The organism is Brevundimonas sp., assembly GCF_965279155.1.
GTDB lineage: Bacteria > Pseudomonadota > Alphaproteobacteria > Caulobacterales > Caulobacteraceae > Brevundimonas.
Map to the genome: position 1 here is coordinate 2371269 of NZ_OZ257138.1, position 23692 is coordinate 2394960.

Below are 23692 nucleotides of genomic sequence, written 5' to 3' on the forward strand. Positions count from 1 at the left end.
ACGGAGTGCAAACCGCAAACCGTGTTCAGGCCGCGATGATCAGCCCCAGGGGCCGCGCGGCTCCGTGGGCGTCGCGGGAACGCCGGTGGTCGAGGTCGTGAAGCCGGCGGCTGGGCGAGGCTGGGTCAGGTCCGACGTTCGCGGGCGCGGCTGCATCCCCATCGTCGCGCCCAGCTCCATCAGCGCCTTGACGCGATTGACCGTCGCCGGGTGGGTCGAGAACAGATTGTCGGCTCCGCGTCCCGCCAGCGGATTGATGATGAACATCTGGCCCGAGGCCGGATTCCGCTCGGCCGTCTGATTGGTGATCCGCTTGGCGTAGGCGTCGATCTTCTGCAGGGCGCTGGCCAGGGCCTGGGGATCGCCCGCGATCTCGGCGCCGACGCGGTCGGCCTCGTATTCGCGGCCTCGGCTGATCGCCATCTGCACCAGACCGGCCGCCATGGGCGCCAGCAGCATCAGGGCCAGGGTTCCGATGATGCCGCCCGGCCGTTCGCGGTCGTCCCCGCCGCCGAAGAACAGCGCGAAGTTGGCCAGGGCGGCGATGGCGCCGGCGATGGTCGCCGTCACCGTCATGATCAGGGTGTCGCGGTTCTTCACATGGGCCAGTTCGTGCGCCATCACCCCGCGCACCTCTTCGCGCGTCAGCATGTCCAACAGGCCGGTGGTGGCGCACACGGCGGCGTTCTCGGGATTCCTGCCCGTGGCGAAGGCGTTGGGCTGGTCGTTGGGAATGATGGCGACCTGGGGCTGGGGCAGGCCGGCGTCGCGGGCCATCTGGCGCACGTCGGCGACATAGTTCCTGACCACGGCGTTGGGATGCTGCTCGTCGACCGGCTGAGCCCGGTACATCTTCAGCACGATCTTGTCGGCGTTCCAGTAGCTGAACAGATTCATCCCACCCGCGAGCAGCAGGGCGATGGCCATGCCTGTCGCGCCGCCGATCAGGTAGCCGATCCCCATGAAAAGGGCGGTCAGCGCGGCCAGCAGGATGAAGGTCTTCAGATGGTTCATCGCGGTTCCGTCACCCGATCCGGCCGCTGTGTCTGGCGTCACGGGTTTGATCCTCTATTTGAGAGAAGGCGCATCAAGCCTCAAGGGAGCCGCCCTGTGACCGAACATCCCACCCCCGGCCCGGACAACGACGCCGAAACGGCTCCGGCGACCCCGGTTTTCAACGCCGACGTGCCCCACGCCACGCCCGAACGCCCTCTAAGCGAGGCCGCCCGTCGCGCCCTTCAGGAGGCGGCCGATCGTCGCGCGGGCCAAGAGGCGGTTCAGGCGGACACGGAATACGGCGGCCCCTCCGGTCCAGAACCGACCCGTTTCGGCGACTGGGAGAAGAAGGGGCTGGCGGTCGATTTCTGACCCACTGATCCCGTCGGCGCGGGGAAAACGGTTAACCACGGCTTAAGAAACAGGCGCCGGATTTGCCAGTGCAGGGACAACTCAGAGGAGTCTGTCCCGTGACGATACAGTCGATACTTACCGCCGCATCGGCGGCTCTGCTGCTCTCGGCAGCGCCCGCTCTCGCAGGAGGGCCTGGAGGCCACGGCGGTGGCTATGGCGGCGGCCATGGCGGTCAACCCGGCGGCTGCGGCGGCGGGTGCGGTGGCGGCGGCTACCAAGGCGGTGGCGGCCATTACGGCGGCGGCAACTATAACGCCAACCACAACGTCAATGTGAACGTGAACGGCGGGGCCTACGCCAACGCGAATGCGAACGCCTATGCGGGCGCCTCCAGCTATTCGGCGATCAACGCCCGGTCCTATTCCAGCTCGTCCAGCTTCCAGCGCGGCTACGTCGGCGGCGGCACGACCTATGTCGGCAGCGGCGGCTATTCGGACGGCTATTATGGCGGTGGATACGGCGGCGGCGTGAGCACGACTTCGGTCCTGGTCGGTCGTCCGCCTGTCAGCGCCCCGGTCGGTTATCCGGTCTATGGCTTCGGCCGCGACTATATCGGCTGGCGTCCTTATCAGCAGGGCCGCCCGGCCGACTGCAACTGCCGCCCGCCCGTTCGCCCGCCGGTGCGTTACGAACAGCGCTATGAGCAGCGCTACGAACAGAGCTACGTCGATCAGCCGCCGGTCTATGTCCAGGGCCCGCCGGTGCACGTCGCGCCGCAGCGCATCTATGTCGCCCCGTCGCAGGTGAACTTCGCCCCGCCGCAGATCGAGATGGGCCCGCCCACCTATATCGAGCAGCCGCCCATCTATGTGCAGGCGCCGCCGGTCAACATCGGGCCTCAGCGAGTCCAGGTCGCCGCCTCTCAGGTGAACATGGCCCCGCCGCAGATCGAGACGGGCGGTCCGGTCTATTACGATCAGGCCCCGGTCTATGTGCAGTCGGCCCCGGTGAATATCGGCCCGCAACGCATCCAGGTCGCCCCCGGCCAGGTCAATATGGCCCCGCCGCAGATCGAGACCGGCGGCCCGGTCTATGTCGATCAGTCGCCGGTCTATGTGCAGTCCGCGCCGGTCAACATCGCCCCGGCCCAGGTCTATGTGGCCCCGCCGGAGGTGAACACTATGCCGCCGCCCCCTCCGCCGCCGCCTTCGGGCTACTATGGCGATCTGCCGCCGCCCGAAGCGCCCGCGCCCCACGCGCCGCCCCGCCACGGCTATGCCCAGGAGCCGGGCGAGCGGGGCTGATCGCCTCGCGATAGGACAACCGAAGACGAAAGGGTCGCCCTGGTCTGTCTCAGATCAGGGCGATCTGCTGTGCGATCTCTTGCGCCGCCGCTCGCGGATCGGCCGACGCCGTGATCGGCCGGCCGATGACCAGATGGGTGGCTCCGGCCTGAAGCGCCGCCTGCGGGGTCGCCGCCCGCGCCTGGTCGTCCAGCGCTGCGCCGACCGGCCGCACGCCCGGCGTCACGATCAGGAAGTCCGGCCGCCCCGCCTCGGCGGCCAAGGCGCGGGCGCGGGCCGCCTCGTGCGGGCTGGAGACGACGCCGTCGATGCCGGCGTCCAGCGCCTGACGCACGCGGCGCTCGACCAGTTCGGCCGGCGACAGGCTGTGGTCGTCGGCGGACAGATCCTCGGCCGTCAAACTGGTCAGGACCGTGACGCCCAGCACCTTCAGGGTCGATCCCGCCGCGCCGCGCGCCGCGGCCGCCATCACCTGCGGCCGCGCATGGACGGTCAGCAGGTCGCAGTCGGCGTCGGCCAGGTTGGCCGTCGCCTTCTCCACCGTCGCGCCGATGTCGTGCAGCTTCCAGTCCAGGAAGATCCTGCACCCTTGCGCCTTCAGGTCGCGCGCCAGGTCCATGCCGCCGACCGCGAACAGCTGAAGGCCGATCTTGTAGAAGCTGACCGCATCCCCGATCCGCGAGACCAGGGCGGCGGCTTCGGCCGTCGTCGGCACGTCTAGGGCGCAGATGATCCGTTCGTCAGGTGCGCGATTGGGCGTCACGGTGTTGGTCTGGGTCATCGACGGACTCGCGCTTAGCGGCTATGCCGGACATGAGGGCGCGTCGGCAGGGCGGCGTGATGGATTGAGGGCGAGGGCAGGCGATGAACGCAGTCGATTTGGGTGTCAACCTGTTCGTGACCCTGTTCGCCCTGCTGGACCCGATCGGCAATCTGCCGATCTTCGCCGCCGCCACGGCCGGGGCCACCCTGCGTCAGCGGATTTCCGTCTCGGCCCTGATCTGCGCCTTCGCCGCCGTCTTCCTGGCCTTCTTCCTGTTCACGGGCCTAGGCCTGCTGCAGTTCTTCGGCATTTCGCTGGCGGCGTTCCGCATCGCCGGGGGCATTCTGCTGCTGTTCCTGGGGCTGGACATGGCGCGCGGCGACTTCCTGGCCATGTTCGCCGACAAGGACGCGCTCGCCGACACCAAGGACGTGCGCGGCTATGCCCGCCGGCGCTTCCAGCGCCTGGTCGTGCCCTTCGCCATTCCGCTGATGATCGGCCCCGGCGCCATATCCGCCGTCATCATCCAGGCGGGCGAGGCGGCAAAGCTGGGCTATGCCGGGACCATGGGGTCGCTTGCCGCCATCACCGCCGCCTGCGCCGTCTCCTTCGTCTGTTTCGCCCTGACCGGGTCGCTCAGCCGCCTGCTGGGCGAGGTCGGCATGGCCATCATCGTGCGCGTGCTGGGCCTGATCCTGTGCGCCCTGGCGATCCAGTTCATCCTGCTGGGCCTGGGCGAGGCCATCCCCGGCATGATCTCCGGCGCGGTGACGACGCCCTATCCGGCGGTGAAATAGGGCTTCAGTCCTCGTCGTCCTCGATGGCGTGGATGTCGTCGTCGGTCAGGCCCAGGTGGTGGCCAATCTCGTGGATAAGGACGTGGGCGATCAGTTCGCCGATCCCCACGTCGCCGCGCTCGCACCATTCGTCCAGGATCGGGCGGCGATAGAGAAAGACCCGCGACGGCTCGGCCGCCGGCCCCAGACTGTCGCGCCGACCGATGTCCACGCCGTGATACAGACCCGTCAGCTCGAACGGATCCTCGATCTCCATCTCCGCCAGCGTCGCCTCGTCGGCGAAGTCGTCGATGCGGATGACCACCTCGCCCGCCGCCTGTTTGAAAGGCCCCGGCAGGGCGTCGAACGCCTCTTGCGCCAGCCTGGCGAAGTCGTCGAGGGAGGGGGCGATGGCGTCGGTCATGACTGCGATATCGCGGTCCCGAGGTGGCGGCGCAACGGGGCGCGATGACGCGATCACGAGACTGCCGCTTTTTCGCGCGCTTGGGGTATGGTTACCGAATCGGGGCGCAGACCTTTCTTCAGGGACACGAATGGCCGAGGCCGACATCGCCTATGTCGCCACAGCGGGCGCAGCCGGACTGGCCATGGCTGTCAGCGCCTGGGCCTTGCTGCTGCGTGGACGGCTGAACGAGACGGCGGTCCAGGCCGAACGCGAGCGGGTCGAGGCCCTGGCGGACCTCAGCCGTCACGACGCCATGCTGCGCGCTTTCGACGACGTCAGCCTGGCCCTGACGCCAGAGGGTCAGGCGGCCGGCGCCCCCATCGGCTCGGCCGAACTGATCGCGCGCCTGGCGGGCGACAGCGACGAGGTCGGCGCCGCTGTCCTGGCCAAGCTCAAGATCACCCACGACGCCCTGATCGAGGCCCTGGTGCAGTCGGGCCAGGCGTTCGAAGGTCTGGTCGCGCTGGACGACGTCGAGCCTTGGCGCATCGAGGGGCGGGTCGCGGGCGGTTCGGCCTGGCTGCGGCTGTCGCCCGCGTCGCGTTTCACCCTGACCGGCGCCGATGCGACCGAGAGCGGCCTGGCCATGCTGGGTGACGCCTCGCCCATGCCGACCTGGGTCGTGGACGGGACCGGCAAACTGGCCTGGGCGAACCGCGCCTGGCTGGCCGAGATCAACGCCGAGACCATCGAAGCCGCCATCGAGGAAGGTCTGTCGTTCGACCGCGGGGCGGACGCCCTGGTCGCCGAGGCCGCGCGGCTGGGCGTGCGCCAGGAAGGCTTCCGCTGGACGACCGGCGGGGGGGCGCGCCGCGCCTGGCGCATCATCGCCGAACCGGCGGGCGGCGGAGCCGTCACCGCCTTCGCCATCGAGGTGACCGAGGCGGAAGAGACGCGCGACACACTGCGCCGCCACGTCGACGCCCATGACGAGACGCTGAACCACCTGGCTGACGCCGTCGCCATCTTCGGCCCGCAAAAGCGCCTGGCCTTCCACAACACCGCCTTCCAGACCCTGTTCGACATCGACGCCGCCTGGCTGGACGAACGCCCGACCCATGCCGAGCTGCTGGACCGCCTGCGCCAGCGCCGCAGCCTGCCCGAGGTGGTCGACTACGCCGGCTGGAAGGCGCGCGAGCTGGAGTTCTATGGCGCGTCGGAGGCCTCGCCCGACGACAGCTGGTCCCTGCCGGACGGGCGCACCCTGCGCGTTGTGCGCCAGCCGCACCCGCTGGGCGGCATATTGCTGATCTTCTCGGACATCACCGACGAGCTGAAGCTGCGCAGCCGGTTCAACGCCCAGATCCAGGTCCAGCGCGCGACGCTGGACAAGCTGAACGACGCGGTCGCCGTGTTCGGCTCGGATGGGCGGTTGCGGCTGCACAACGAGGCGTTCGAGACCTTCTGGAACCTGTCGGTCGACCGGATCGCGGCGGCGTCGGATTTCGACGCCCTGGCCGAACTGTGCAAGGCCGTGCTGCCCGATCCGGCCCTGTGGCTGGGGCTGAAGGCGCGGGTCGCCGATCCCGATCCCGAAAGCCGCGTGGCGATTTCAGGCGAGGGCCGAACCGTCGATGGACGCGTCGCCGCCTGGCAGACCCGGCCCTTGCCGGACGGCGCGACCCTGGTCGCCTTCTCGGACGTGACCGCCCGGCGCGGGTTGGAACAGGCCCTGGTCCAGCGCGAACAGGCCCTGGCCGAAAGCCAGGCGCTGAAACGCGAGTTCGTGGGCAGCGTCTCCTATGAGCTGCGCACGCCCCTGACCACCATCGTCGGCTATTCCGAACTACTGGAGACCATGGGCGACCTGCCCGAACGCAGTCGCCAGCACGCAGGCGCCATCCGCATCGCCGCCAGCCAACTGGCCCGCTCCATCGACGACGTGCTGGACATGGCCCAGATCGACGCCGGCGAGATGGAGCTGTCGCTGGGCGACATGCGCGTCAGCGACCTGCTGAACCAGGCGGCGGAAAAGGTCCGTGCGCGGGTCGAGGGACGCGGCGCGACCCTGACCATCGCCTGTCCCGCCGACCTCAAGCCGATCCGCGCCGACGAGCACCGCATCGGCCAGGCCCTGGATCATTTGTTGGAAAACGCCGCGCGCGCCGTGTCCGAGGGCGGGGCCGTTGAGCTGAAGGCCGAGACCGGCCCGTCCGAAATCCGCTTGACCGTTTCCGACACGGGGCGCGGCATCCCCTATCACCTTCAGGCCCACGTCTTCGACCGCTTCGTGCGGCGCGAACGCGGCGGCCCCGGCGTGGGCCTGGCCCTGGTCAAGGCCCTGGTCGAGCTTCACGGCGGCTGGGCCGAGGTGGAAAGCGAGCCCGGCAAGGGCGCCGCCTTCATCCTGCATCTGCCGCTGGGCGCCGCGACCACCGCCGCCGCGCCCGAGCTTCAGCTGGAACTCTAGCGCCGCTCGATCTAGGTCTTTTCGACGTGCGCCGGACGCGTGGCGAACTGACCGGCGCGCCAGGCCATCCAGGTCGCCAGAACCCCAACGGCCATGCAGACGACCAGGGCCGGCAAGGACGCCTCGGGTCCGAAAGCGCCGCCGGTCAGCCATTCAGGAAAGCCCGGCCGCGCCGTGCTGCTGGCGATGGCGGGTCCGAAATCGCCGCCGCTGACCGCTGCGCCGAACAGATAGCCCTGCGTGAAATTCCAGGCGGCATGAACCCCGATCGACACCCAGATGCGTCCCGTCAGGGCATAGAAGGCGGCCAGCATGATCCCGGCCTCCAGCGCGATGCAGATGGCCGCGAACACGGTCGCATTGGGATTGGTGATATGGCCGAAGCCGAACAGAGCGGCGGAGGCGGCGAAGGCGATCCACGGACCGAACGCCCGCCAGATCAGACGCAGCATGACGGCGCGCAGCATGATCTCCTCGACCACGCCCGACTGGATGGCCCCACCGGCGGCGGCCCAGGCCGGGGCGACGCCGAGAGCGCGGATATCATAAAGGCCGAACACCGCCATTATGGCCATGACGGCGGCGAACATCAGGGCGCCGATCAGCAGGCCGACAAGAAGCTGAGGTAGGAGCGGCCGCAGGGCGATCTCCGACGGTCTGCGGCCTTCGGCCAGCCAGACCGCCAGAGCATAGAAGCCCAGACCGACGACGGCCCCCACGACATTGGCCGCCAGCTGCGCCGGCCCCGTGTTCGGAAGAAAATCGCCCAGCACCTGGATCGTCGGAAGGGAAACCAGCACCACCAGGAAGAACAGGGCCACGGCCCAGCCTAAGGCCCGCAACCACCGCAGCGGCCCCGGATGCAGGAAACGCCGCTCGCCCAGGTCCACCGGATGGACCCAGGCCTTCATGTCGATCGTCATTCCATGTCCCCAACGCAAAGGCGAAGCTTAGGCCGCGCCGGGGAGACGACGCAATCGCCAGCCTAGTGCCGCGACGCTTTCGAGGTATCGCGCGCGGGACCGAACTCGGCGCCCGCATTCCATTCCGGCCATTGATCGCTGTCCGCCAGCTCGCGTCCGACGGCATAGATCAGGGCTGTGTCGGCGGCTGCGGCGTCCATTTTCCAGGTCGCATCCCATTCGTCCGTGGGCTGATGATAGCGGTTCTGGACATAGTCCCGGCTGGCGGCGCTGGCCCCAGTGAAGCCCGCTGCGGGGAACAGGGCCGGCACGCCCCTCAACGCCAGAGGGAAATGGTCGGAGCGATAGAAGGCCCCGGCCTGGGGCGCCGGATCGGCGATCAGGGTGCGGCCGGCTTCCGTCGCGTGGCGCGCCAGGACGTCGTCCAACTGGTTTTTGCCCTTGCCGATGACGACGACGTTCGGGTCGATTTCGAGGCCCGGCAGCAGGCTATCGACGTTGATGTTGGCGACCGTGGTCTCCAGCGGCCAGATCGGATTGGCGGCGTAATAGGTCGAGCCCAAGAGGCCCGCCTCCTCGCCCGACCAGGCGGCGAAGACGACCGACCGCTTCGGACGCGGACCGTCGGCGAAGGCGTGGGCCAGTTCCAGCAGGGCGGCGACCCCCGTCGCATTGTCCACCGCGGCGTTATAGATCTTGTCGCCCTGGGCGTTCGGGGTGCCGACGCCGTAGCCGTCCCAATGGGCGCCGTACATCACCGTCTCGTCCGGGCGTTCGGCGCCGGGAATGCGGGCGATGACGTTCTTGGTCTCCACCTTGTCGGCGATCTGGCCGAAATCGACGCTCATGGTCACGCCCGGGAGGACGACGGGCTTGAAGTCGGCGCTGCGGGCGCTGTCCTTCAGGGCGGCGAAATCCAGGCCGGCGGCGGTGAACAACTCTTCGGCCTTGGCCCGCTGGATCCAGCCCTGAAAGGGCGCGCGTTCGGCGTCGGGATCGGCGCGGACGATGTCGAACTTGGGCGCCGCCGACGAATTCTGCAGCACCGACCAACCATAGCCGGCGCCGTCCGTCTCGTGGACCACCAGCACGCCCGCCGCGCCGCGACGGCCCGCCTCTTGGAACTTGTAGGTCCAGCGGCCATAAAAGGTCATGGCGTTACCGTCGAACTTGCCGGCGACGGGATCGCCTTCGGGGGCCTGGAAGTCGGGATCGTTGACCAGGACGACGATGACCTTACCGCGGACGTCCACGTCCTTGAAGTCGTCCCACTGACGCTCCGGCGCCGTCGCGCCATAGCCGACGAAGACCACGGGCGCGTCGGTCACGGCGATGTGGTCGGTGGGCCTGTCGCTGGAGACAAGCACGTCGGGACCGCGTTCCAGGCTGATCGTCCTGCCGCCGACGGTCGCGGCGACGGTCGCCGGGCCGTCCTGGCGCGTGCGCGACAGATGGGCGACCTGGACGAAGGCGCCGTCCGGTCCGCCGCCCTCGGCGCCCGCAGCGCGGAACTGTTCGACCAGCCAGGCGACGGTCTTCTCCTCGCCCGGCGAGGCGGGGGCACGGCCTTCGAATTCGTCCGAGGCCAGGACCCGCACCGATTCGTTCATCCGCGCGGCGTCGATGTTCGGCGCGGCCTCCTGCGCCACGGCGGGGGAACAGGCCATCATCAGGGCCAGGACTGAAACGGTGGGCAGGGCATGGCGCATCGGGAACTCCTAATCGAACCGCCCGACCCTGCCTTCCTCAGTCGCGGCTGTCGAGCCAGTCGATGACGCCCAACGCCGCCACCACGCCCGAGGCGAAACTGGCCTGAAGCAGATAACCGCCGGTCGGCGCCTCCCAGTCCAGCATCTCGCCGGCGACGAAGACGCCTGGTCGCGCCTTCAGCATCAGCCGTTCGTCCACGCCGTCCAGCGCCACGCCGCCGGCCGAGGATATGGCCCGTTCCAGCCCCTGCACACCGGTCAGAATCAGCGGCATGGCCTTGATCCGTTCGGCGATGGCGCGAGGCGAGGCGGGCAGGGGGCCGGCTTCGTACAGCAGGGCGACGGCGGCGGGATCGAGCCCGACCGCCTTGCGCAGATGGTTCGACAGGCTGGCCTTGCCGCGCGGCTGGGACAGACGTTCGGTCAGCCGCCCGGTCGCCACGTCGGGCTTCAGGTCGATGCGAATCTGCGCCGTTCCATCCGCCTCGACCGCCGCCCGCAGCACGGACGACAGGGCGTAGACGGCGCCGCCTTCGATGCCGTAGCGGGCGATCATCGCCTCGCCGCGCGCCGTCCTGTCGCCGTGGGTGATGGCGACGCCCTTCAGCGGCTGGCCGGCGAACCGGTCGCGCAAAAGTCCAGACCATGCGACGTCGAAGCCGACGTTCGCGGGCCGGAACGGCGCGACGGCTGCGCCGGCTGCTTCAAGCCACGGCGCCCAGGCCCCATCGGAGCCGAGACGCGGCCAGCTTGCGCCGCCCAAGGCCAGAACCACGGCGTCGGGCGTCTCCAGTCGTTCGCCGTCCGGCGTCTCGAACGCCAGCGCCCCGTCGCGCCAGCCGGTCCAGCGCGACCGGGTGCGTATCTCGACGCCCAATCCCTCCAGCCGCGCCAGCCAGGCCCGCAACAGCGGAGAGGTCTTCATCGTCTTGGGAAACACCCGGCCGCTGGACCCGACGAAGGTCTCCTGCCCCAGGGCCTCGACCCAGGCGGTCAGATCGGCGGGTGGGAATCGGTCGATCCAGGCGGCGGCCGTCGGCTGGGCCGAGCCATAGCGGGTGGTGAAACGGTCCAGCGGTTCCGAATGGGTCAGGTTGAGCCCGCCCCGACCGGCCATCAGCATCTTGCGGGCGACCGACGGCATCCGCTCATGCACCACGACGGTCGCTCCCGCCTGCGCCAGCCGCTCAGCGGCCATCAGTCCGGCGGGACCGGCGCCGATCACGTGGACAGTTCGGGAGAGCATCGGGCGAGGGGACTGTTGCATGGCGTCGCTTTGCGCGCTTGCGGCGGCGCTGGCTATAGCTTCCCGCATCGCTATGTTCCGTACCATGAGCGTTGCATTCACCCGCGAAGAAGATCTTGAGGCCACCGCGGCCGACCTTGCGGACCGCCCGATCTCGCCCCATCCCAATCTGGTCACGCCGCAGGGTCTGGCGATGATCGAGGCCGAACTGGCATCCGCGCGCGCCGCCTATACCGCGGCCCAGGTGAAGGGCTCCATCGAGAGCGACCGCACGGCGATGGCGCGCGCGACGCGGGATCTGCGCTACTGGTCCGCCCGGCGCGCCTCAGCCCAACTGGTCGAGCCGACGCAGGACGAGGGCGCGGCGCGATTCGGTGGTTCCGTGTCCATCGAACGTGACGACGGCCGCGCCCAAACCTGGCGCATCGTCGGCGAGGACGAGGCCGATCCGGCAGCCGGCTCCGTCAGCCATGTCTCGCCCCTGGCCCGCGCCGTCGTGGGCAAGCGGGTCGGCGACGAGGTGATCGTGGCGGGTCAGTCGGCGGAAATCGTCGCCGTCAGCTAGGCTTCTTCGTCGCCCAGCATCTCGCGCATCATGTCCAGGATCAGCTTCTGCTTGCGCGGCGGCAGGCGCGGCGCGAGGCGGGTGATCTCGACGCTGTTCCTGGTCGGCTTGTGCTCGTGGTCGAAGGCAGGCGCCGCCTCTTCCGCCATACCGGGCTGGGCGCTGGCGTAGCCTTTGAAGAAGAAGGGGATATCCACCTTCATGAAGTCGGCCATTTCGAACAGTTTCGAGGCCGAGACGCGGTTGGTCCCCTTCTCGTACTTCTGCACCTGCTGGAAGCTGACGCCGACGGCCTTGGCCAGGGCGGTCTGGGTCAGGCCCAGGTCTAGACGCTTTTCCTGAACGCGACGGCCGACATGGCGATCGACGGGATGCGGATCCTCGTCCTTCTCACGCGCCATCGCCGTCCCCCTCTATTCAGATCGCTGCCCGATTCGCACGGACCCTAGATCGCCGGATCGAAGGCCACAAGGACAGGATGAACGCTGTTAGCGTCGAGAAAAAGAACAGGAAATCGCCGAACCGACCATAGGGCGTGATCCCGGTCGGGCGCGGCAGGGGGGCGTCGATCACCCCCATGACGCCGGGGTCCAGCCGTTGACCGTCCACGATCCGGCCCCACGGGTCGATCATGGCCGAAATCCCCGTCGGCGTGGACCGCGCGATGGGCAGGCCGGTCTCGATGGCGCGATAGCTGGCCAGATTCAGATGCTGGCGCGGGCCTGAGGTGGCGCCGAACCAGGCGTCATTGGATGCATTGACGATCCACTCCGGTCGCCCCGCCGCGCCGGGGGTGAAGCCGGGATACAGGCTCTCGTAGCAGATCAGCACCTGGGCCGGCGGCGCGCCGGGGATCGAGATCGGCGCCGGCGTCGGTCCGGCGGAGAAGTCGCTGGGCATATGCACCAGGCTGCGCAGGCCGATCCCGGTCATGATCGACCCCAGCGGCAGATATTCGCCGAATGGCACCAGCCGGTGCTTGTCATAGACGGCGGCGACCCTCAGGCCCGCCCCGCCTTCGTCGGCCAGGGCGAACAGACTGTTGTAATAACGGCCGCCCTCCGGCGCTGTCGGATCCGCCTCGCCGCGCGCCAGACCCATCAGCAGGGTCTGTCCCGGTCGCAAGGCGCCGGCGATGGCCTGGGCGTCTGCAGAGGCGAAGACGTCGTTGGCCGAGGCGGGCAGGGCGCCCTCGGGCCAGACCACGACATTGGGCGTGCGCGCCGCCGCCTGACCTGTCAGGGCGACGTAACGATCGACGATGGAGCGATAGGCCTCGGGCGACCATTTGGTCTCCTGCTTCACATCGGCCTGGACCAGACGCACGACGGTGTCGGTGAACTGCAGGTCCGACTGCGCCAGCCTGACGGCGCCGAACGTTCCGACGGCGATGAGGGCCAGTGCGCCCAGGCTGGCGGAGATCAGTCGGCTGCGCTTCGCGCCCGGTCCGATCAGCGGGGCGAAGGCGGCCGTCGCGGCGACCGTGACCAGGCTCAAACCATAGACCCCGACGACCGAGGCGAACTGGGACATGCCGCCGCCCGCGCGCCAGGTCGCTCCGGCCGGGTTCCATGGAAAGCCGGTCAGCACATGGCCCCGCAGCCATTCGGCGGCGCAGAAAAGAGACGCGAACAGCAGCACGCGCACTGCGCCCAGCGGCGCGAACCGGCGATAGAGGGCGCAGGCCGCCCCCCAGAACAGGCCCAGGCCAGCGGGCAACAGGCTGGCGGCGAAGGGCGCCATCCACGCCTGTTCGGGATTGACGAAGAAGGCCTCGGCCACCCACCAGCAGCCGACGAAGAAATAGGCGAAGCCCGCCAGCCAACCCATCCAGAAGGCGCCGCGCACCGTGTCGGACCGCTCCGACAGGATCATCAGCAACGGATAGCCTAGCAGACCGATCAGCACCCCGAATGGCGGATGGGCGAAGGCCGTCCCGGCGCCGGCCAGCAGCGCCAGGCCGATGCGGATCAGACGCCAGGTCACGGCGCGTCTCTTGTCGGGCAGGGCGCGCATCGGGGCGGCGAAACGGTCCAGCAGGGCGTCGGGAAACATGGGGTCAGTCCTGCTGCTCGGAGGCGTAGGGGTCGGCGATGCCGATCTGGGCCAGGATATCGCGCTCCTCGGCCTCCATCTCCTCGGCCTCGCCGTCGTCCTCATGGTCGCGGCCCAACAGGTGCAGCACGCCGTGGACGACCAGATGGCTCAGGTGATCGGCCAGGGTCTTGCCCTGGGCCTCGGCTTCGGTCGCGCAGACGCCGTAGGCCAGGACGATGTCGCCCAGATGCGGCGCGGCATTGTCTGGCGCGGGGAAGGACAGGACATTGGTCGGCCTGTCCTTGTCGCGAAAACGGGCGTTCAACTCGCGAACGCTTTCGTCGTCGGTCAGCAGCACGACGATGTCGCCCTCAATGGCGCCCAGGGCCGCCTGGGCGGCGCGTTCGACTATCGCCTCGGTTTCCGGCAAGGCGCCGGTCCAGGCCTCGGCCTCGACTTCGATTTCGATCATGCGGGGTCTTCGGCTACCGGGGCCGGACGACCCTGCGCAGCATCGGCGTCATAGGCGCGCACGATCCGCTCGACCATGGCGTGGCGCACCACGTCCGAGGCTTCGAATTTCAGGATGCCGACTCCCTTGACCCCGTCCAGGATTTTCAGCGCGTGGGCCAGGCCGGAATCGCGCGGGTTCAGCAGGTCGATCTGCGACGGGTCGCCCGTCACCACCATCCGCGCGCCCTCGCCCAGCCGGGTCAGGACCATCTTCATCTGCAGGCGCGAGGTGTTCTGCGCCTCATCGACGATGACGAAGGCGTGGCTCAGCGTGCGGCCGCGCATGAAGGCAATGGGGGCGGCTTCGATCTCGCCCTTGTCGCGGCGGCGCTGCACGTCCTCGGCGCCCAGGATGTCGTTCAGCGCCTCCCAGATAGGGGCCAGATAGGGATCGACCTTCTCGTTCAGATCGCCGGGCAGGAAACCCAGCTTCTCGCCCGCCTCGACCGCAGGGCGGGTAATGACCAGACGGTCCACCTGTCCCCGCCGCAGCAGCGAAGCGCCATAGGCGGCGGCCAGGAAGGTCTTGCCGGTGCCGGCCGGACCGACGCCGAACGACAGCTCGCATCGGCCCAGCATGTCCAGATAGGCCGCCTGGGCCTTGGTCTTGGGCACGATGGAGCCGCGCTTGCCGCCGGGAAGCGATACGCCCGCCGCCGCCATGCCCGGCGTGCCCTTGCCGCCCCGCGCCTGGCCCAGAGCCGCGCGCACATCGGCTTCGGTGACCTCGGCGCCCAGGGCCGCGCGTTTGGCCAGGTCCTCGATGACCTGGCGCGCATCGGTGCGGTCGCGCGTGCCGCCGTTGACCGAGACCCCGCCGCCGGGCGCCTCGACCAGCACCTTGAAGGCGTCCTCGATCAGGGCGACATGACGACTGTTCGGCCCGACGACCGCACGCAGTTCGGCGTCATTCAACGGGACGAATTCGGATTCTCGCGCCACTAGGCCGCCTTTTCTCTTTGGGCTACCGCCGAGCCCGCGGGGCCCGGCTGCATGAGCCCGTCTGCTATGAGCCGGCCCGACAGACTGTTCTGCTGGCCCGCAACGATCTCGACCGGAACGATCTGTCCGATCAGATGATCCGCGTCATCGACGTGGACCGATTGCAGATATGGGGATCGACCGATCGCTTGGCGACGGTGGCCGTGTCGGCCGGGCTTGTCGAACAGCACATTCAGGGTCCGGCCCGCCTGGGCGAGGTTGAAGGCGGTCTGCTGCTCGGTCAGCAAAGCGATCAGTCGGTGCAGCCGTTCCTTGGCGACTTCCGGCTCGACCTGTTTGCCCATGCCGGCGGCGGGCGTGCCCGGACGCGGCGAATAGGCGAAGGCGAACGCCCCTGCGTAGTTCACGCGACGCACCAGATCCAGCGTGTCCTCGAACTCCCTGTCCGTCTCGCCAGGGAAGCCGACGATGAAGTCGCCCGCGATGGCGATGTCCGGCCGTGCGGCGCGGATGCGGTCGATCAGGTCGAAATATTTCTGGCGGCCGTGCTTTCTGTTCATCAGTCGCAGGATCCGGTCCGACCCCGCCTGAACCGGCAGGTGCAGATAGGGCATCAGGGCGTCCAGCTCGCCGTGCGCGGCGATCAGTTCGTCGGCCATGTCGTTGGGGTGGCTGGTCGTATAGCGGATGCGGTCCAGGCCGGGGATATCGGCCAGGGCATAGGCTAGCTCCGCCAGGGTCGCGGTCTTTCCGTCCGGCCGCTCGCCGTCATAGGCGTTGACGTTCTGGCCCAGCAGGGTGACCTCGCGCACGCCGCGTCCGGCCAGCTGTCGCGCTTCTTCCAACACTGAAACCATCGGCCGCGACCATTCGGCGCCGCGCGTATAGGGCACGACGCAGAAGGTGCAGAACTTGTCGCACCCCTCCTGCACCGTCAGGAAGGCGGTCGGTCCCTCCGTGAAGCGGGCGGCCGGCAAGGCGTCGAACTTGTCGTCGGGGGCGAAGTCGGCGCCGATCCGCTCGCCCCGCGCCCGCGCCGTGCGGGTCAGCAGTTCGGGCAGCTGGTGATAGGCCTGGGGGCCGACGACGATGTCGACCGCAGGCTGGCGACGCATGATCTCCTCGCCCTCGGCCTGGGCGACGCAGCCGGCGACGGCGATGGTCAGGTCGCCGCCGGTCTCGCGCCGGACGTCGCGCATCTCACGCAGCTTGCCGAGCTCGGAATAGATCTTCTCGGCCGCCTTCTCGCGGATGTGGCAGGTGTTCAGGATGACGAAGTCGGCGGCCTTCACGTCTTCGGTGACGGCATAGCCGAGCGGGCGCAGCACATCGGCCATGCGCTCGGAGTCATAGACGTTCATCTGACAGCCGTAGGTCTTGATGAATAGACGCTTCTCGGGCGTCGTCTCGACTTGGGGAGCCAGGGTCTCTGTCATCCGGGGCTTATGATCGCCCGGACGTGCGGCGACAAGACAGGCGGTCAGCCCGCATCCACGTCGGCGGGATCGACCCGTGCGGCGTGGCGGGTGAAGATCAGGCCTTCGCGCTTGGACGGCTCGGCGCCCTCGATCGCCACGCCGTAAAGCTCCAGCTTGTGGCCGATCAGCTGGAAGCCCAGCCGTTCCGCGATCTCGGACTTCAGGCGTTCGATCTCGGCGTCGAAGAATTCGATCACCTCGCCCGACTTGGTGTCGATCAGGTGGTCGTGGTGGTCGTCGCCCGCCTCTTCATAGCGGCTGCGGCCATCGCCGAAGTCATGCTTCTCGACTACGCCCGCCTCTTCGAACAGGCGCACGGTGCGATAGACGGTGGCTATCGAGATATGCGGATCGATGGCCGAGGCGCGGCGGTACAACTCCTCGACATCGGGGTGGTCTTCGGCGTTCGACAGCACGCGGGCGATCACCCGACGCTGTTCGGTCATACGCATGCCGCGGTCGGCGCAGAGTTTTTCGATCCGGTCCATGATCCTAGAATAGGGGCTTGGATCGCATCAGGGAAGCGGCACGTTGGCCTGATCCACACAGAGATCGCGGCTCATCACCACGGCGTCCGTCCGAGACCCGTCGGCGGCCGCATAATAGGCCTTTCGACGGCCGATCTGGCTGAATCCCGCGCGATCATAAAGGCCGCGTGCGGGGGCGTTGTCCTCGGCGACTTCCAGGAACAGCCGGGCGGCGCTGCCTTTCGTCGCGGCAACGGCCGCCTCTTCGACCAGACGACGCCCCAGGCCCAGGCCGCGGGCCGTTGGAATGACCGCCAGGGTCAGGATTTCGGCCTCGTCAAACACGATGCGGATCAGGATGAAGCCGTCGGTTTCCGCGATCGCAACGACGCCGGGCTGGGACAGCAAGTCGGCGAACTCGCGCGCGCTCCAGGGGGCCGCAAAGGCCTGGGCATGAAGGGCGGCGAGGGCGACCGGGTCCGATGCGGTCATGACGCCGGTTGGCGGGGCTGGCCCGGCAGGCGGCTGGGGGGGGTGGCGTCGGGCGCGCGCAGATAGAGCGGGCGGGGCGGATGCATCGCTGGGTCGGCGGCGGTAGCGAGGCGGGCGAGCGCCTCCGGCGACGGCGCGACGCGGTCGTCCAGCCTGGCGAACTTCAGATCGGGGAAGGCTTCGGCCAGCACCGCCGCGCCATTGCCGACCAGCAAGACGTCGGAGTCGATCTCGCCGATCCGTCGCGCCGCCTCTTCCAGCGACAGGGCTTCGTCCGGCCCCAGGGGCGCGCCGTTCGTGAAAAGCCGGGCGTAAACCTGGCCGCGACGGGCGTCGATCAGGGCAGCGACCGGGCCGGAGGCGTCATCCAGTGAGGCGGCGAGGGCGTCCAGGGCCGACAGGCCGACGACCGGCCGATCCAGCGCCGCGCCCAATCCCTGGGCGAAGGCCAGGCCGACACGCAAGCCGGTGAAGGATCCCGGCCCGACCGTGACGCCGATCCGATCCAGGCTGTCGAAACCGCCGCCCGCCTCGGCCATCACATCGCGAACCAGGCCGCCCAGCCGTTCCTGATGGCCTTTGGTCATCGGTTCGAACCGCACGGCCAGGGCCAGGCCATCCTCGAACACCGCCGCCGTGCAGGCGCCGAGCGCCGTATCGATCACCAGAAGTCTCATGAACGACCTTCTAGGCCGCTCTGGCGAGAACCTCCACCAGGCGCGTCAGAGCCTGGCGTACAGCGCGGTCGTCAATGCGTGAAAAGCCGTCCGCCATGGCGCGCCCCTCGGCCGTTGCGGCCAGAGACCGGATCACCACAAGCTCGGGGGTGTCGCTCTCGTCCGACCGATCCGGAAAGAAGGCTTCGACAGGAAGGCCCAAGGCCAGCGCCAGGCGGTGCAGACGCGCCGCTGAAATCCGATTTTTCCCGCCCTCGTACTTCTGAAGTTGCTGGCAACTGACGCCGACCATTTCGCCCAAGGTCGTCTGCGATAGGCCCAGCGCCGTGCGTCGCGCCATGATCCGCGCGCCGACCAGAACATCCAGAGGCTCGACCGCGCGGGCCGCCTTGCGTGTTGTAGCGTCCGCCTTGTCCATAAGAGGACAGTTTCACAACCTTACCGAGAGTGCAACGTTTTCGTTTCATCGCTCCAGCCTGGCGATGACGGCGGATGTTCTCAGGATCAGGCGCCGCTCGATCGTCTCGACCTGGTCCAGCCCGCCCGCGCCCCGCACATGCATATGTTGGGCGTCCGCCTCCTCGAACAGCCGCACCCGCGTCGTCCCGTCCGTCATCTCGATCACGCAGCCCTGACCCTGGCGGGGCCACAGACCCGGTTCGCACTCCAGCACGACGCCGGGTTCGGCCCAGGGCGAAAGATCGGCGTTCAGAACCTCGATCCGGGTCCGGCGGTGGGAGTGGCCTTCGAAGGCGCGTCCCCGGCCTTCCACGCCCATGGGGTCGGAGGCGGCCGTCGGCCGTTCGGTCTGGCCGGACACAAGCAAGGCCAGGGCGTCGGGACTGGAGTCGAGCGCGCCGGTCAGGCGGCGTTGCACGTCGGGCCGGAACAGGCCGGGACGACGGCCGGATTCGTACAGGCCCCAACCCTGGCTGGTCATGTTCAGCCGCGCGCCCGCCTCGGCCTGCGAGAGGCCGCGCTCGCGGCGCAGGGCGGCGAGCGCCTCGCCGAGGCGTAGAACTTCAGGATCAGGAACGAAGCGTGGCACCAACTTAAGATGGCGCCCGACGGCGAGTCTGGCGAGGACGAAACCGTTCTGTCGATCAGATCGTCTGCTCGACCCGCGTCACTTCCGGCACATAGTGGCGCATCATCTGTTCGACGCCGGCCTTCAGCGTGGCCGACGACGAGGGACAGCCGGCGCAGGCGCCGCGCATCCGCAAGTTCAGAACGCCGGTCGATTCGTCGAAGGAATCGAACAGGATGTCGCCGCCGTCCTGGGCCACGGCCGGGCGGATGCGGCTGTCCAGCAAGGCCTTGATCTCGGCGACGATCTCGCTGTCGTCCTCGGCATGGCCGTCGGCCTCGGCGCTCGCGCCACGCGTCAGCGGCTGGCCCGAGACGAAATGATCCATGACGACGCCCAGGATCGGCGCCTTCATCTCCGACCAGTCCGGCCCCTGGGGCTGGCGGGTGACGGACACATAGTCGGCGCCGAAGAAGACGCCGTCGACGCCTTCCAGCTCGAACAGGGCCTCGGCGAGTGGGGAGGCCGTCGCCTCGTCGATGGTGCGGTATTCCAGCGCGGCGGCCGGCGACACGTCGCGGCCGGGCAGGAACTTCAGCACGTTCGGATTGGGCGTGGGTTCGGTCTGGATGAACATGGGCGGGAGATGCGCTCGCCCCCGCCCCGTTGCAAGACCCTGACCGTCGGCTAGCGCCGTTTCAGCCCGCCCAAGATGCCGCGCATCAGCTCGCGGGTCAGGGTCGATCCGGCAGTGCGAAGGACCGACTTGGTCATGGCTTCAATCGGTGTTTCACGCGTGGAACGACGGGCCGGGGTCGCTGTCGCGCGCTCGGCCCGCGCATCGGCCTGAGCCTGAGCCTTGGCTTGGGCCTGGGCCGCCTTCTCATTGGCCTTGGCCTGAACCTGAGCGGCCTTGTCGGCCTCGACCTGGGCCTTCGCCTGAGCCGCTGCCTGATCGGCGGCGCCGTGGCGATTGGCCAGGATTTCGGCGGCGGATTCGCGGTTCAGCACCTGATCGTACAGCCCGCGCACCGGGCTGGCGGCCATGATCGCCGCGCGTTCCGCGTCGGTCGCCGGACCCAGGCGAGAGGCGGGCGGGCGAATTTTGGTGCGGGCCACGATGGTCGGCGCGCCCTTCTCGTCCAGCACCGAGACCAGGGCCTCACCGACGCCCAAGCCCTGGATCGCCTCGGCCGTGTCGAACGCCGCGTTGACGCGGAAGCTTTGCGAGGCGGCCTTCAGCCCCTTCTGTTCCGACGGCGTATAGGCGCGCAGCGCGTGCTGGATGCGGTTGCCCAACTGGGCCAGGACGCTGTCGGGAATATCGGCCGGGTTCTGGGTGACGAAATAGACGCCGACCCCCTTGGACCGGATCAGGCGGACGACCTGTTCGACCTTTTCCAGCAGGGCGCGCGGGGCGTCGTTGAACAGCAGGTGAGCCTCGTCGAAGAAGAAGACCAGGCGCGGCTTTTCCGGGTCGCCGACCTCGGGAAGTTGCTCGAACAGTTCCGACAGCAGCCACAGCAGGAAGGCCGCATAGAGGCGTGGGCTGTTCATCAGCCGGGTCGAATCCAGCACATTGACCTGGCCCCGTCCGTCCAGGCCGACGCGGATCATGTCTTCCAGCTTCAGCGCCGGTTCGCCGAAGAAGGCGTCGCCGCCCTGTTGCTCGACCTGCAACAGGGCGCGCTGGATCGAGGCGATGGAGGCGGGGGCGACATTGCCGACCTCGCGCCCGATCCGGTCTGCGTTCTCGCCGACATAGACTAGAAGGCTGCGCAGATCGTCGAGGTCGAGCAGCAGCAGGCCCTCCTTGTCCGCAACGTGGAAGACGACGGTCAGCACCCCCTCCTGCACATCGTTCAGGTTCAGCATCCGGGCCATCAGCACCGGGCCGATCTCGGACACGGTGGTGCGGATCGGGTGGCCCTTCTGGCCGTACAGGTCCCAGAAGACGGTTGGCGCGGCACGGGGCGTCAGGGTCAGTCCCATCTCGGTCGCGCGGGCGATCAGTTTCTCGTTCGGGGTTCCGATCTGGGAAATGCCGGACAGGTCGCCCTTCACGTCGGCGCAAAAGACCGGCACCCCGGCGTCGGAAAACCCCTGGGCCATGATCTGCAGCGTGACCGTCTTGCCGGTGCCGGTCGCGCCGGCGACGACGCCGTGGCGGTTGGCGCGGTTGAACAGCAGGCTTTCCGGCTCGTCGGCGTCGGACTGGCCGAGGAACAGGCCGGGCAGGGCGTCGGTCATGAAGATCTCCGATGGCGTCTCGACGAAAGGTCTAGCGCGTTCCAAACGCGGTCGGAACAGTGATTGACGCCGAAGCCGGGCGGTTCGACAACACAGGCATGAAAAGCCCCGTCGCCATGCCGTCCTCGGCCGTGTCCCGCAACGCCCTGGGCGTCATCGCCACGGTGGCGGCGGGGGCGGCCATCTACTGGCTGCGGGACATCCTGACCCCGCTGGCCATGGCCATTTTCCTCTTGATCATGATCGACGGGGTGAAGCGGTCGGTCGAGGCGCGCACGCCGCTGAACAGCCGCATGGCCGGGATCGCGGCCCTGACCCTGGTGGTGCTGGCCTTCTTCGCCTCGATCGCCATCATCGTGAACGGCGCGGCCGGCTTCTTCGGCGAGGCCTCGGGCGTGTCCCAGAACATCGGCCCGCGCATCGATCAGATCATTCGCGATGTCTATGGGTTGGTGCGGCTGAACAACCCGCCGACGGCACAGGACCTGATCAACGGCGTCGATGTGCGCGGCTATCTGACGTCGATGGCGTTTCAGGTGCAGGGCATCGCCTCGGGCGCCTTTTTCGTCCTGATCTATCTGGGCTTTCTGCTGGCGTCCCAGATCGGGTTTCGCCGCAAGATCATCGCCATGTTCCCGTCCGAGGCTCAGCGCGACGAGGCCGTCGCCGTGTTCCAGCGCGTGCGCGGCGGGGTCGAGGGCTATATCTGGGTGCAGTCGGTGACGGGGGCGATGATCTGCGTCGTCGCCTGGATACTGATGCGGGCCGTGGGGCTTCAGAACGCCGAGTTCTGGACCTTCGTCATCTTCATCGTAGGCTTCATCCCCGTGCTGGGCGGGGCGGTGGCTGGCCTGGCGCCGCCGTTGTTCGCCCTGGTCCAGTTCGAAAGCTACTGGCCGGCGGCGGTGCTGCTGGTGGGCCTGCAGGTCATCCTGTTCGTGGTCGGCAACTTCATTCAGCCGCGCATGCAGGGCGAGAACCAGAACATCGATCCGGTCGTGGTGCTGCTGGCCCTGGCCTTCTGGGGCAAGATGTGGGGCGTGATCGGCATGTTCCTGTCCACGCCGCTGGCGGTCATGGCCATGGCGATCCTGGCCGAGTTCAAGGGGTCGCGCTGGATGGCGATCCTGCTCTCCGGCGACGGCGAACCCTATGCGGACGAGACTGAAAAGACCTCAGCGACGAAACCGAGCCGTCGCAAGCCCCGGCCCAAGCCGGAACCTGCGCCGGAGGCCTGATCAGGGCTGCCAGCCGCTGGTCTGGTCCGCATCGCTGTCGCCGGCCAACGCGCCGCGCGTCTTCTTCACCTCGGCCCAGGCCGCGCGCAGCAGGGCTGCGACGCCCTCGCCAGAAACGCCGGACACCAGCATGGGACGACGACCGGCGACAGCCTCCAGTTCGGCGGCCTTCTCCTCGCGCGCTTCCGGCGTCAGGGCGTCGATCTTGTTCAGCGCCAGGATCTCGGCCTTGTCGGCCAGACCCTCGCCATAGGCTTCAAGCTCGCCACGGATGATCCGGTAGGCCTCGGCCACGTCGTCCTGAGTGCCGTCGATCAGGTGGATCAGGCTGGCCGAGCGTTCGACGTGGCCCAGGAAACGCGTGCCGAGCCCAGCACCCTCGCTGGCGCCCTCGATCAGGCCGGGAATGTCGGCGATGACGAACCGCTCGGACGGCGACAGGTCCACCATCCCCAGGTTCGGCGCCAGGGTGGTGAAGGGATAGTCGGCGATCTTGGGCTTGGCCGCGCTGGCCGCCGACAGGAAGGTCGACTTGCCCGCATTCGGCAGGCCCGCCAGACCAATGTCGGCGATCAGCTTCAGCCGCAGCCAGATCCAGCGTTCCTGGCCCTCCTGGCCTGGGTTGGCGTAGGTCGGCGCCTGGTTGGTCGGCCCCTTGAAGCGCACATTGCCCCAGCCGCCGTTGCCGCCCTTCAACAGCAGTTCCATCTTGCCGGGCGTGTCCATGTCCAGCAGGACGGTTTCCTTGTCCTCGTCCAGCACCTGGGTCCCAACCGGCACCTTCAGGTGTACGTCCTCGCCCTTGCCGCCGTGCATCTGGCGGCCCTGGCCGTGGTGGCCGGTCTGGGCCTTGAAATGCTGCTGATAGCGATAGTCGATCAGGGTGTTCAGTCCATCGACCGACTCGATCCAGACGTCGCCGCCGCGCCCGCCGTCACCGCCGTCCGGGCCGCCGTTGGGAATGAATTTCTCGCGTCGAAACGACACGGAACCGCCGCCGCCGTTACCGGAGCGGATGTAGATTTTGGCCTGGTCGAGGAACTTCATCGCGGGCTTATG

At 68.5% G+C, this 23692-nt stretch carries 25 protein-coding genes; 6 read left to right on the forward strand and 19 right to left on the reverse strand.

Going from position 1 to position 23692, the window contains the following annotated elements:
- Nucleotides 1-39: 39 nt before the first annotated feature.
- Nucleotides 40-1014: a zinc metalloprotease HtpX gene (gene htpX, locus ACQY72_RS11295; protein ID WP_428156700.1), complete on the reverse strand. Its 975-nt coding sequence runs from the start codon at nucleotides 1012-1014 to the stop codon at nucleotides 40-42.
- A 96-nt stretch (nucleotides 1015-1110) separates the two neighbouring features.
- On the opposite strand from htpX, the gene ACQY72_RS11300 reads away from it, so the two are divergent.
- On the forward strand, nucleotides 1111-1368 hold the full coding sequence (locus ACQY72_RS11300; protein WP_428153635.1) for a DUF1674 domain-containing protein: 258 nt from the start codon (nucleotides 1111-1113) through the stop codon (nucleotides 1366-1368).
- Nucleotides 1369-1466: 98 nt separating this feature from the next.
- A complete protein-coding gene (locus ACQY72_RS11305) occupies nucleotides 1467-2654 on the forward strand; it encodes a hypothetical protein (RefSeq protein ID WP_428153636.1) in 1188 nt (395 codons plus the stop codon).
- Between the two features lie 49 nt (nucleotides 2655-2703).
- On the opposite strand, the gene pyrF is transcribed toward ACQY72_RS11305, so the two are convergent.
- On the reverse strand, nucleotides 2704-3435 hold the full coding sequence (gene pyrF, locus ACQY72_RS11310; RefSeq protein ID WP_428153637.1) for an orotidine-5'-phosphate decarboxylase: 732 nt from the start codon (nucleotides 3433-3435) through the stop codon (nucleotides 2704-2706).
- Between the two features lie 83 nt (nucleotides 3436-3518).
- Here pyrF and ACQY72_RS11315 point away from each other — a divergent pair, with 83 nt between their 5' ends.
- Entirely contained in the window at nucleotides 3519-4214 is a 696-nt protein-coding gene (locus ACQY72_RS11315) for a MarC family protein (RefSeq protein ID WP_428153639.1), read from the forward strand.
- Nucleotides 4215-4218: 4 nt separating this feature from the next.
- Here ACQY72_RS11315 and ACQY72_RS11320 read toward each other — a convergent pair whose 3' ends face one another.
- Nucleotides 4219-4617, reverse strand: a complete 399-nt coding sequence (locus ACQY72_RS11320; protein ID WP_409716712.1) for a metallopeptidase family protein — start codon at nucleotides 4615-4617, stop codon at nucleotides 4219-4221.
- 130 nt (nucleotides 4618-4747) lie between these two features.
- Between ACQY72_RS11320 and ACQY72_RS11325 the strand changes: the two genes are divergently transcribed.
- A complete protein-coding gene (locus ACQY72_RS11325; protein ID WP_428153641.1) occupies nucleotides 4748-7069 on the forward strand; it encodes an ATP-binding protein in 2322 nt (773 codons plus the stop codon).
- A gap of 11 nt (nucleotides 7070-7080) precedes the next feature.
- On the opposite strand, the gene ACQY72_RS11330 is transcribed toward ACQY72_RS11325, so the two are convergent.
- The 3 genes from ACQY72_RS11330 to ACQY72_RS11340 all read right to left on the reverse strand — a co-directional run bounded on the left by ACQY72_RS11330 (nucleotide 7081) and on the right by ACQY72_RS11340 (nucleotide 10968).
- A complete protein-coding gene (locus ACQY72_RS11330; protein WP_428153642.1) occupies nucleotides 7081-7992 on the reverse strand; it encodes a lysostaphin resistance A-like protein in 912 nt (303 codons plus the stop codon).
- Between the two features lie 62 nt (nucleotides 7993-8054).
- Entirely contained in the window at nucleotides 8055-9701 is a 1647-nt protein-coding gene (locus tag ACQY72_RS11335) for a M28 family metallopeptidase (RefSeq protein ID WP_428153644.1), read from the reverse strand.
- A 37-nt stretch (nucleotides 9702-9738) separates the two neighbouring features.
- The gene (locus tag ACQY72_RS11340; RefSeq protein WP_428153645.1) at nucleotides 9739-10968 is read right to left on the reverse strand and encodes an NAD(P)/FAD-dependent oxidoreductase; all 1230 of its coding nucleotides are present in this window, start codon (nucleotides 10966-10968) and stop codon (nucleotides 9739-9741) included.
- Nucleotides 10969-11032: 64 nt separating this feature from the next.
- Between ACQY72_RS11340 and greA the strand changes: the two genes are divergently transcribed.
- Complete coding sequence (gene greA, locus ACQY72_RS11345) at nucleotides 11033-11512, forward strand: transcription elongation factor GreA (protein ID WP_428153647.1); 480 nt, start codon at nucleotides 11033-11035, stop codon at nucleotides 11510-11512.
- Here the strand turns inward: greA and ACQY72_RS11350 are convergent.
- Genes ACQY72_RS11350 through ACQY72_RS11405 form a run of 12 tightly spaced genes read right to left on the reverse strand, consistent with a single transcriptional unit; the run spans nucleotide 11509 to nucleotide 21395 of the window.
- Complete coding sequence (locus ACQY72_RS11350; RefSeq protein WP_428153648.1) at nucleotides 11509-11913, reverse strand: helix-turn-helix domain-containing protein; 405 nt, start codon at nucleotides 11911-11913, stop codon at nucleotides 11509-11511. The genes greA and ACQY72_RS11350 overlap by 4 nt on opposite strands.
- Before the next feature lie 16 nt (nucleotides 11914-11929).
- The gene (gene lnt / locus ACQY72_RS11355; RefSeq protein WP_428156701.1) at nucleotides 11930-13528 is read right to left on the reverse strand and encodes an apolipoprotein N-acyltransferase; all 1599 of its coding nucleotides are present in this window, start codon (nucleotides 13526-13528) and stop codon (nucleotides 11930-11932) included.
- Between the two features lie 43 nt (nucleotides 13529-13571).
- Nucleotides 13572-14021 (reverse strand): rRNA maturation RNase YbeY, encoded by a 450-nt coding sequence (gene ybeY / locus ACQY72_RS11360; RefSeq protein WP_428153649.1) that lies wholly within the window; start codon nucleotides 14019-14021, stop codon nucleotides 13572-13574.
- Nucleotides 14018-15004 (reverse strand): PhoH family protein, encoded by a 987-nt coding sequence (locus tag ACQY72_RS11365; RefSeq protein ID WP_428153651.1) that lies wholly within the window; start codon nucleotides 15002-15004, stop codon nucleotides 14018-14020. Before ACQY72_RS11365 ends, ybeY begins: the two co-directional genes overlap by 4 nt.
- Entirely contained in the window at nucleotides 15004-16440 is a 1437-nt protein-coding gene (miaB, locus tag ACQY72_RS11370) for a tRNA (N6-isopentenyl adenosine(37)-C2)-methylthiotransferase MiaB (protein WP_428153653.1), read from the reverse strand. Before miaB ends, ACQY72_RS11365 begins: the two co-directional genes overlap by 1 nt.
- A 44-nt stretch (nucleotides 16441-16484) precedes the next feature.
- Nucleotides 16485-16970, reverse strand: a complete 486-nt coding sequence (locus ACQY72_RS11375) for a Fur family transcriptional regulator (protein WP_159847368.1) — start codon at nucleotides 16968-16970, stop codon at nucleotides 16485-16487.
- Nucleotides 16971-16997: 27 nt separating this feature from the next.
- Nucleotides 16998-17441 carry a ribosomal protein S18-alanine N-acetyltransferase gene (rimI, locus tag ACQY72_RS11380; RefSeq protein WP_428153655.1) on the reverse strand — a complete coding sequence of 148 codons (444 nt, stop codon included), beginning with the start codon at nucleotides 17439-17441 and terminating at the stop codon, nucleotides 16998-17000.
- Nucleotides 17438-18118, reverse strand: coding sequence for a tRNA (adenosine(37)-N6)-threonylcarbamoyltransferase complex dimerization subunit type 1 TsaB (gene tsaB, locus ACQY72_RS11385; protein ID WP_428153657.1), 681 nt, complete (start codon nucleotides 18116-18118; stop codon nucleotides 17438-17440). The genes rimI and tsaB overlap by 4 nt, the downstream gene beginning before the upstream one ends.
- A 10-nt stretch (nucleotides 18119-18128) precedes the next feature.
- Nucleotides 18129-18536, reverse strand: coding sequence for a helix-turn-helix domain-containing protein (locus ACQY72_RS11390; protein WP_428153658.1), 408 nt, complete (start codon nucleotides 18534-18536; stop codon nucleotides 18129-18131).
- Between the two features lie 45 nt (nucleotides 18537-18581).
- Nucleotides 18582-19166 carry a helix-turn-helix domain-containing protein gene (locus ACQY72_RS11395; protein ID WP_428156702.1) on the reverse strand — a complete coding sequence of 195 codons (585 nt, stop codon included), beginning with the start codon at nucleotides 19164-19166 and terminating at the stop codon, nucleotides 18582-18584.
- A gap of 55 nt (nucleotides 19167-19221) precedes the next feature.
- The gene (locus ACQY72_RS11400) at nucleotides 19222-19782 is read right to left on the reverse strand and encodes a NifU family protein (RefSeq protein ID WP_425981774.1); all 561 of its coding nucleotides are present in this window, start codon (nucleotides 19780-19782) and stop codon (nucleotides 19222-19224) included.
- A 50-nt stretch (nucleotides 19783-19832) separates the two neighbouring features.
- A complete protein-coding gene (locus tag ACQY72_RS11405; RefSeq protein WP_428153660.1) occupies nucleotides 19833-21395 on the reverse strand; it encodes a helicase HerA-like domain-containing protein in 1563 nt (520 codons plus the stop codon).
- Nucleotides 21396-21493: 98 nt separating this feature from the next.
- Between ACQY72_RS11405 and ACQY72_RS11410 the strand changes: the two genes are divergently transcribed.
- On the forward strand, nucleotides 21494-22633 hold the full coding sequence (locus ACQY72_RS11410; protein WP_428153662.1) for an AI-2E family transporter: 1140 nt from the start codon (nucleotides 21494-21496) through the stop codon (nucleotides 22631-22633).
- Here the strand turns inward: ACQY72_RS11410 and obgE are convergent, their stop codons facing one another.
- Nucleotides 22634-23680: a GTPase ObgE gene (obgE, locus tag ACQY72_RS11415; RefSeq protein ID WP_428153663.1), complete on the reverse strand. Its 1047-nt coding sequence runs from the start codon at nucleotides 23678-23680 to the stop codon at nucleotides 22634-22636.
- Between the last annotated feature and the right edge of the window lie 12 nt (nucleotides 23681-23692).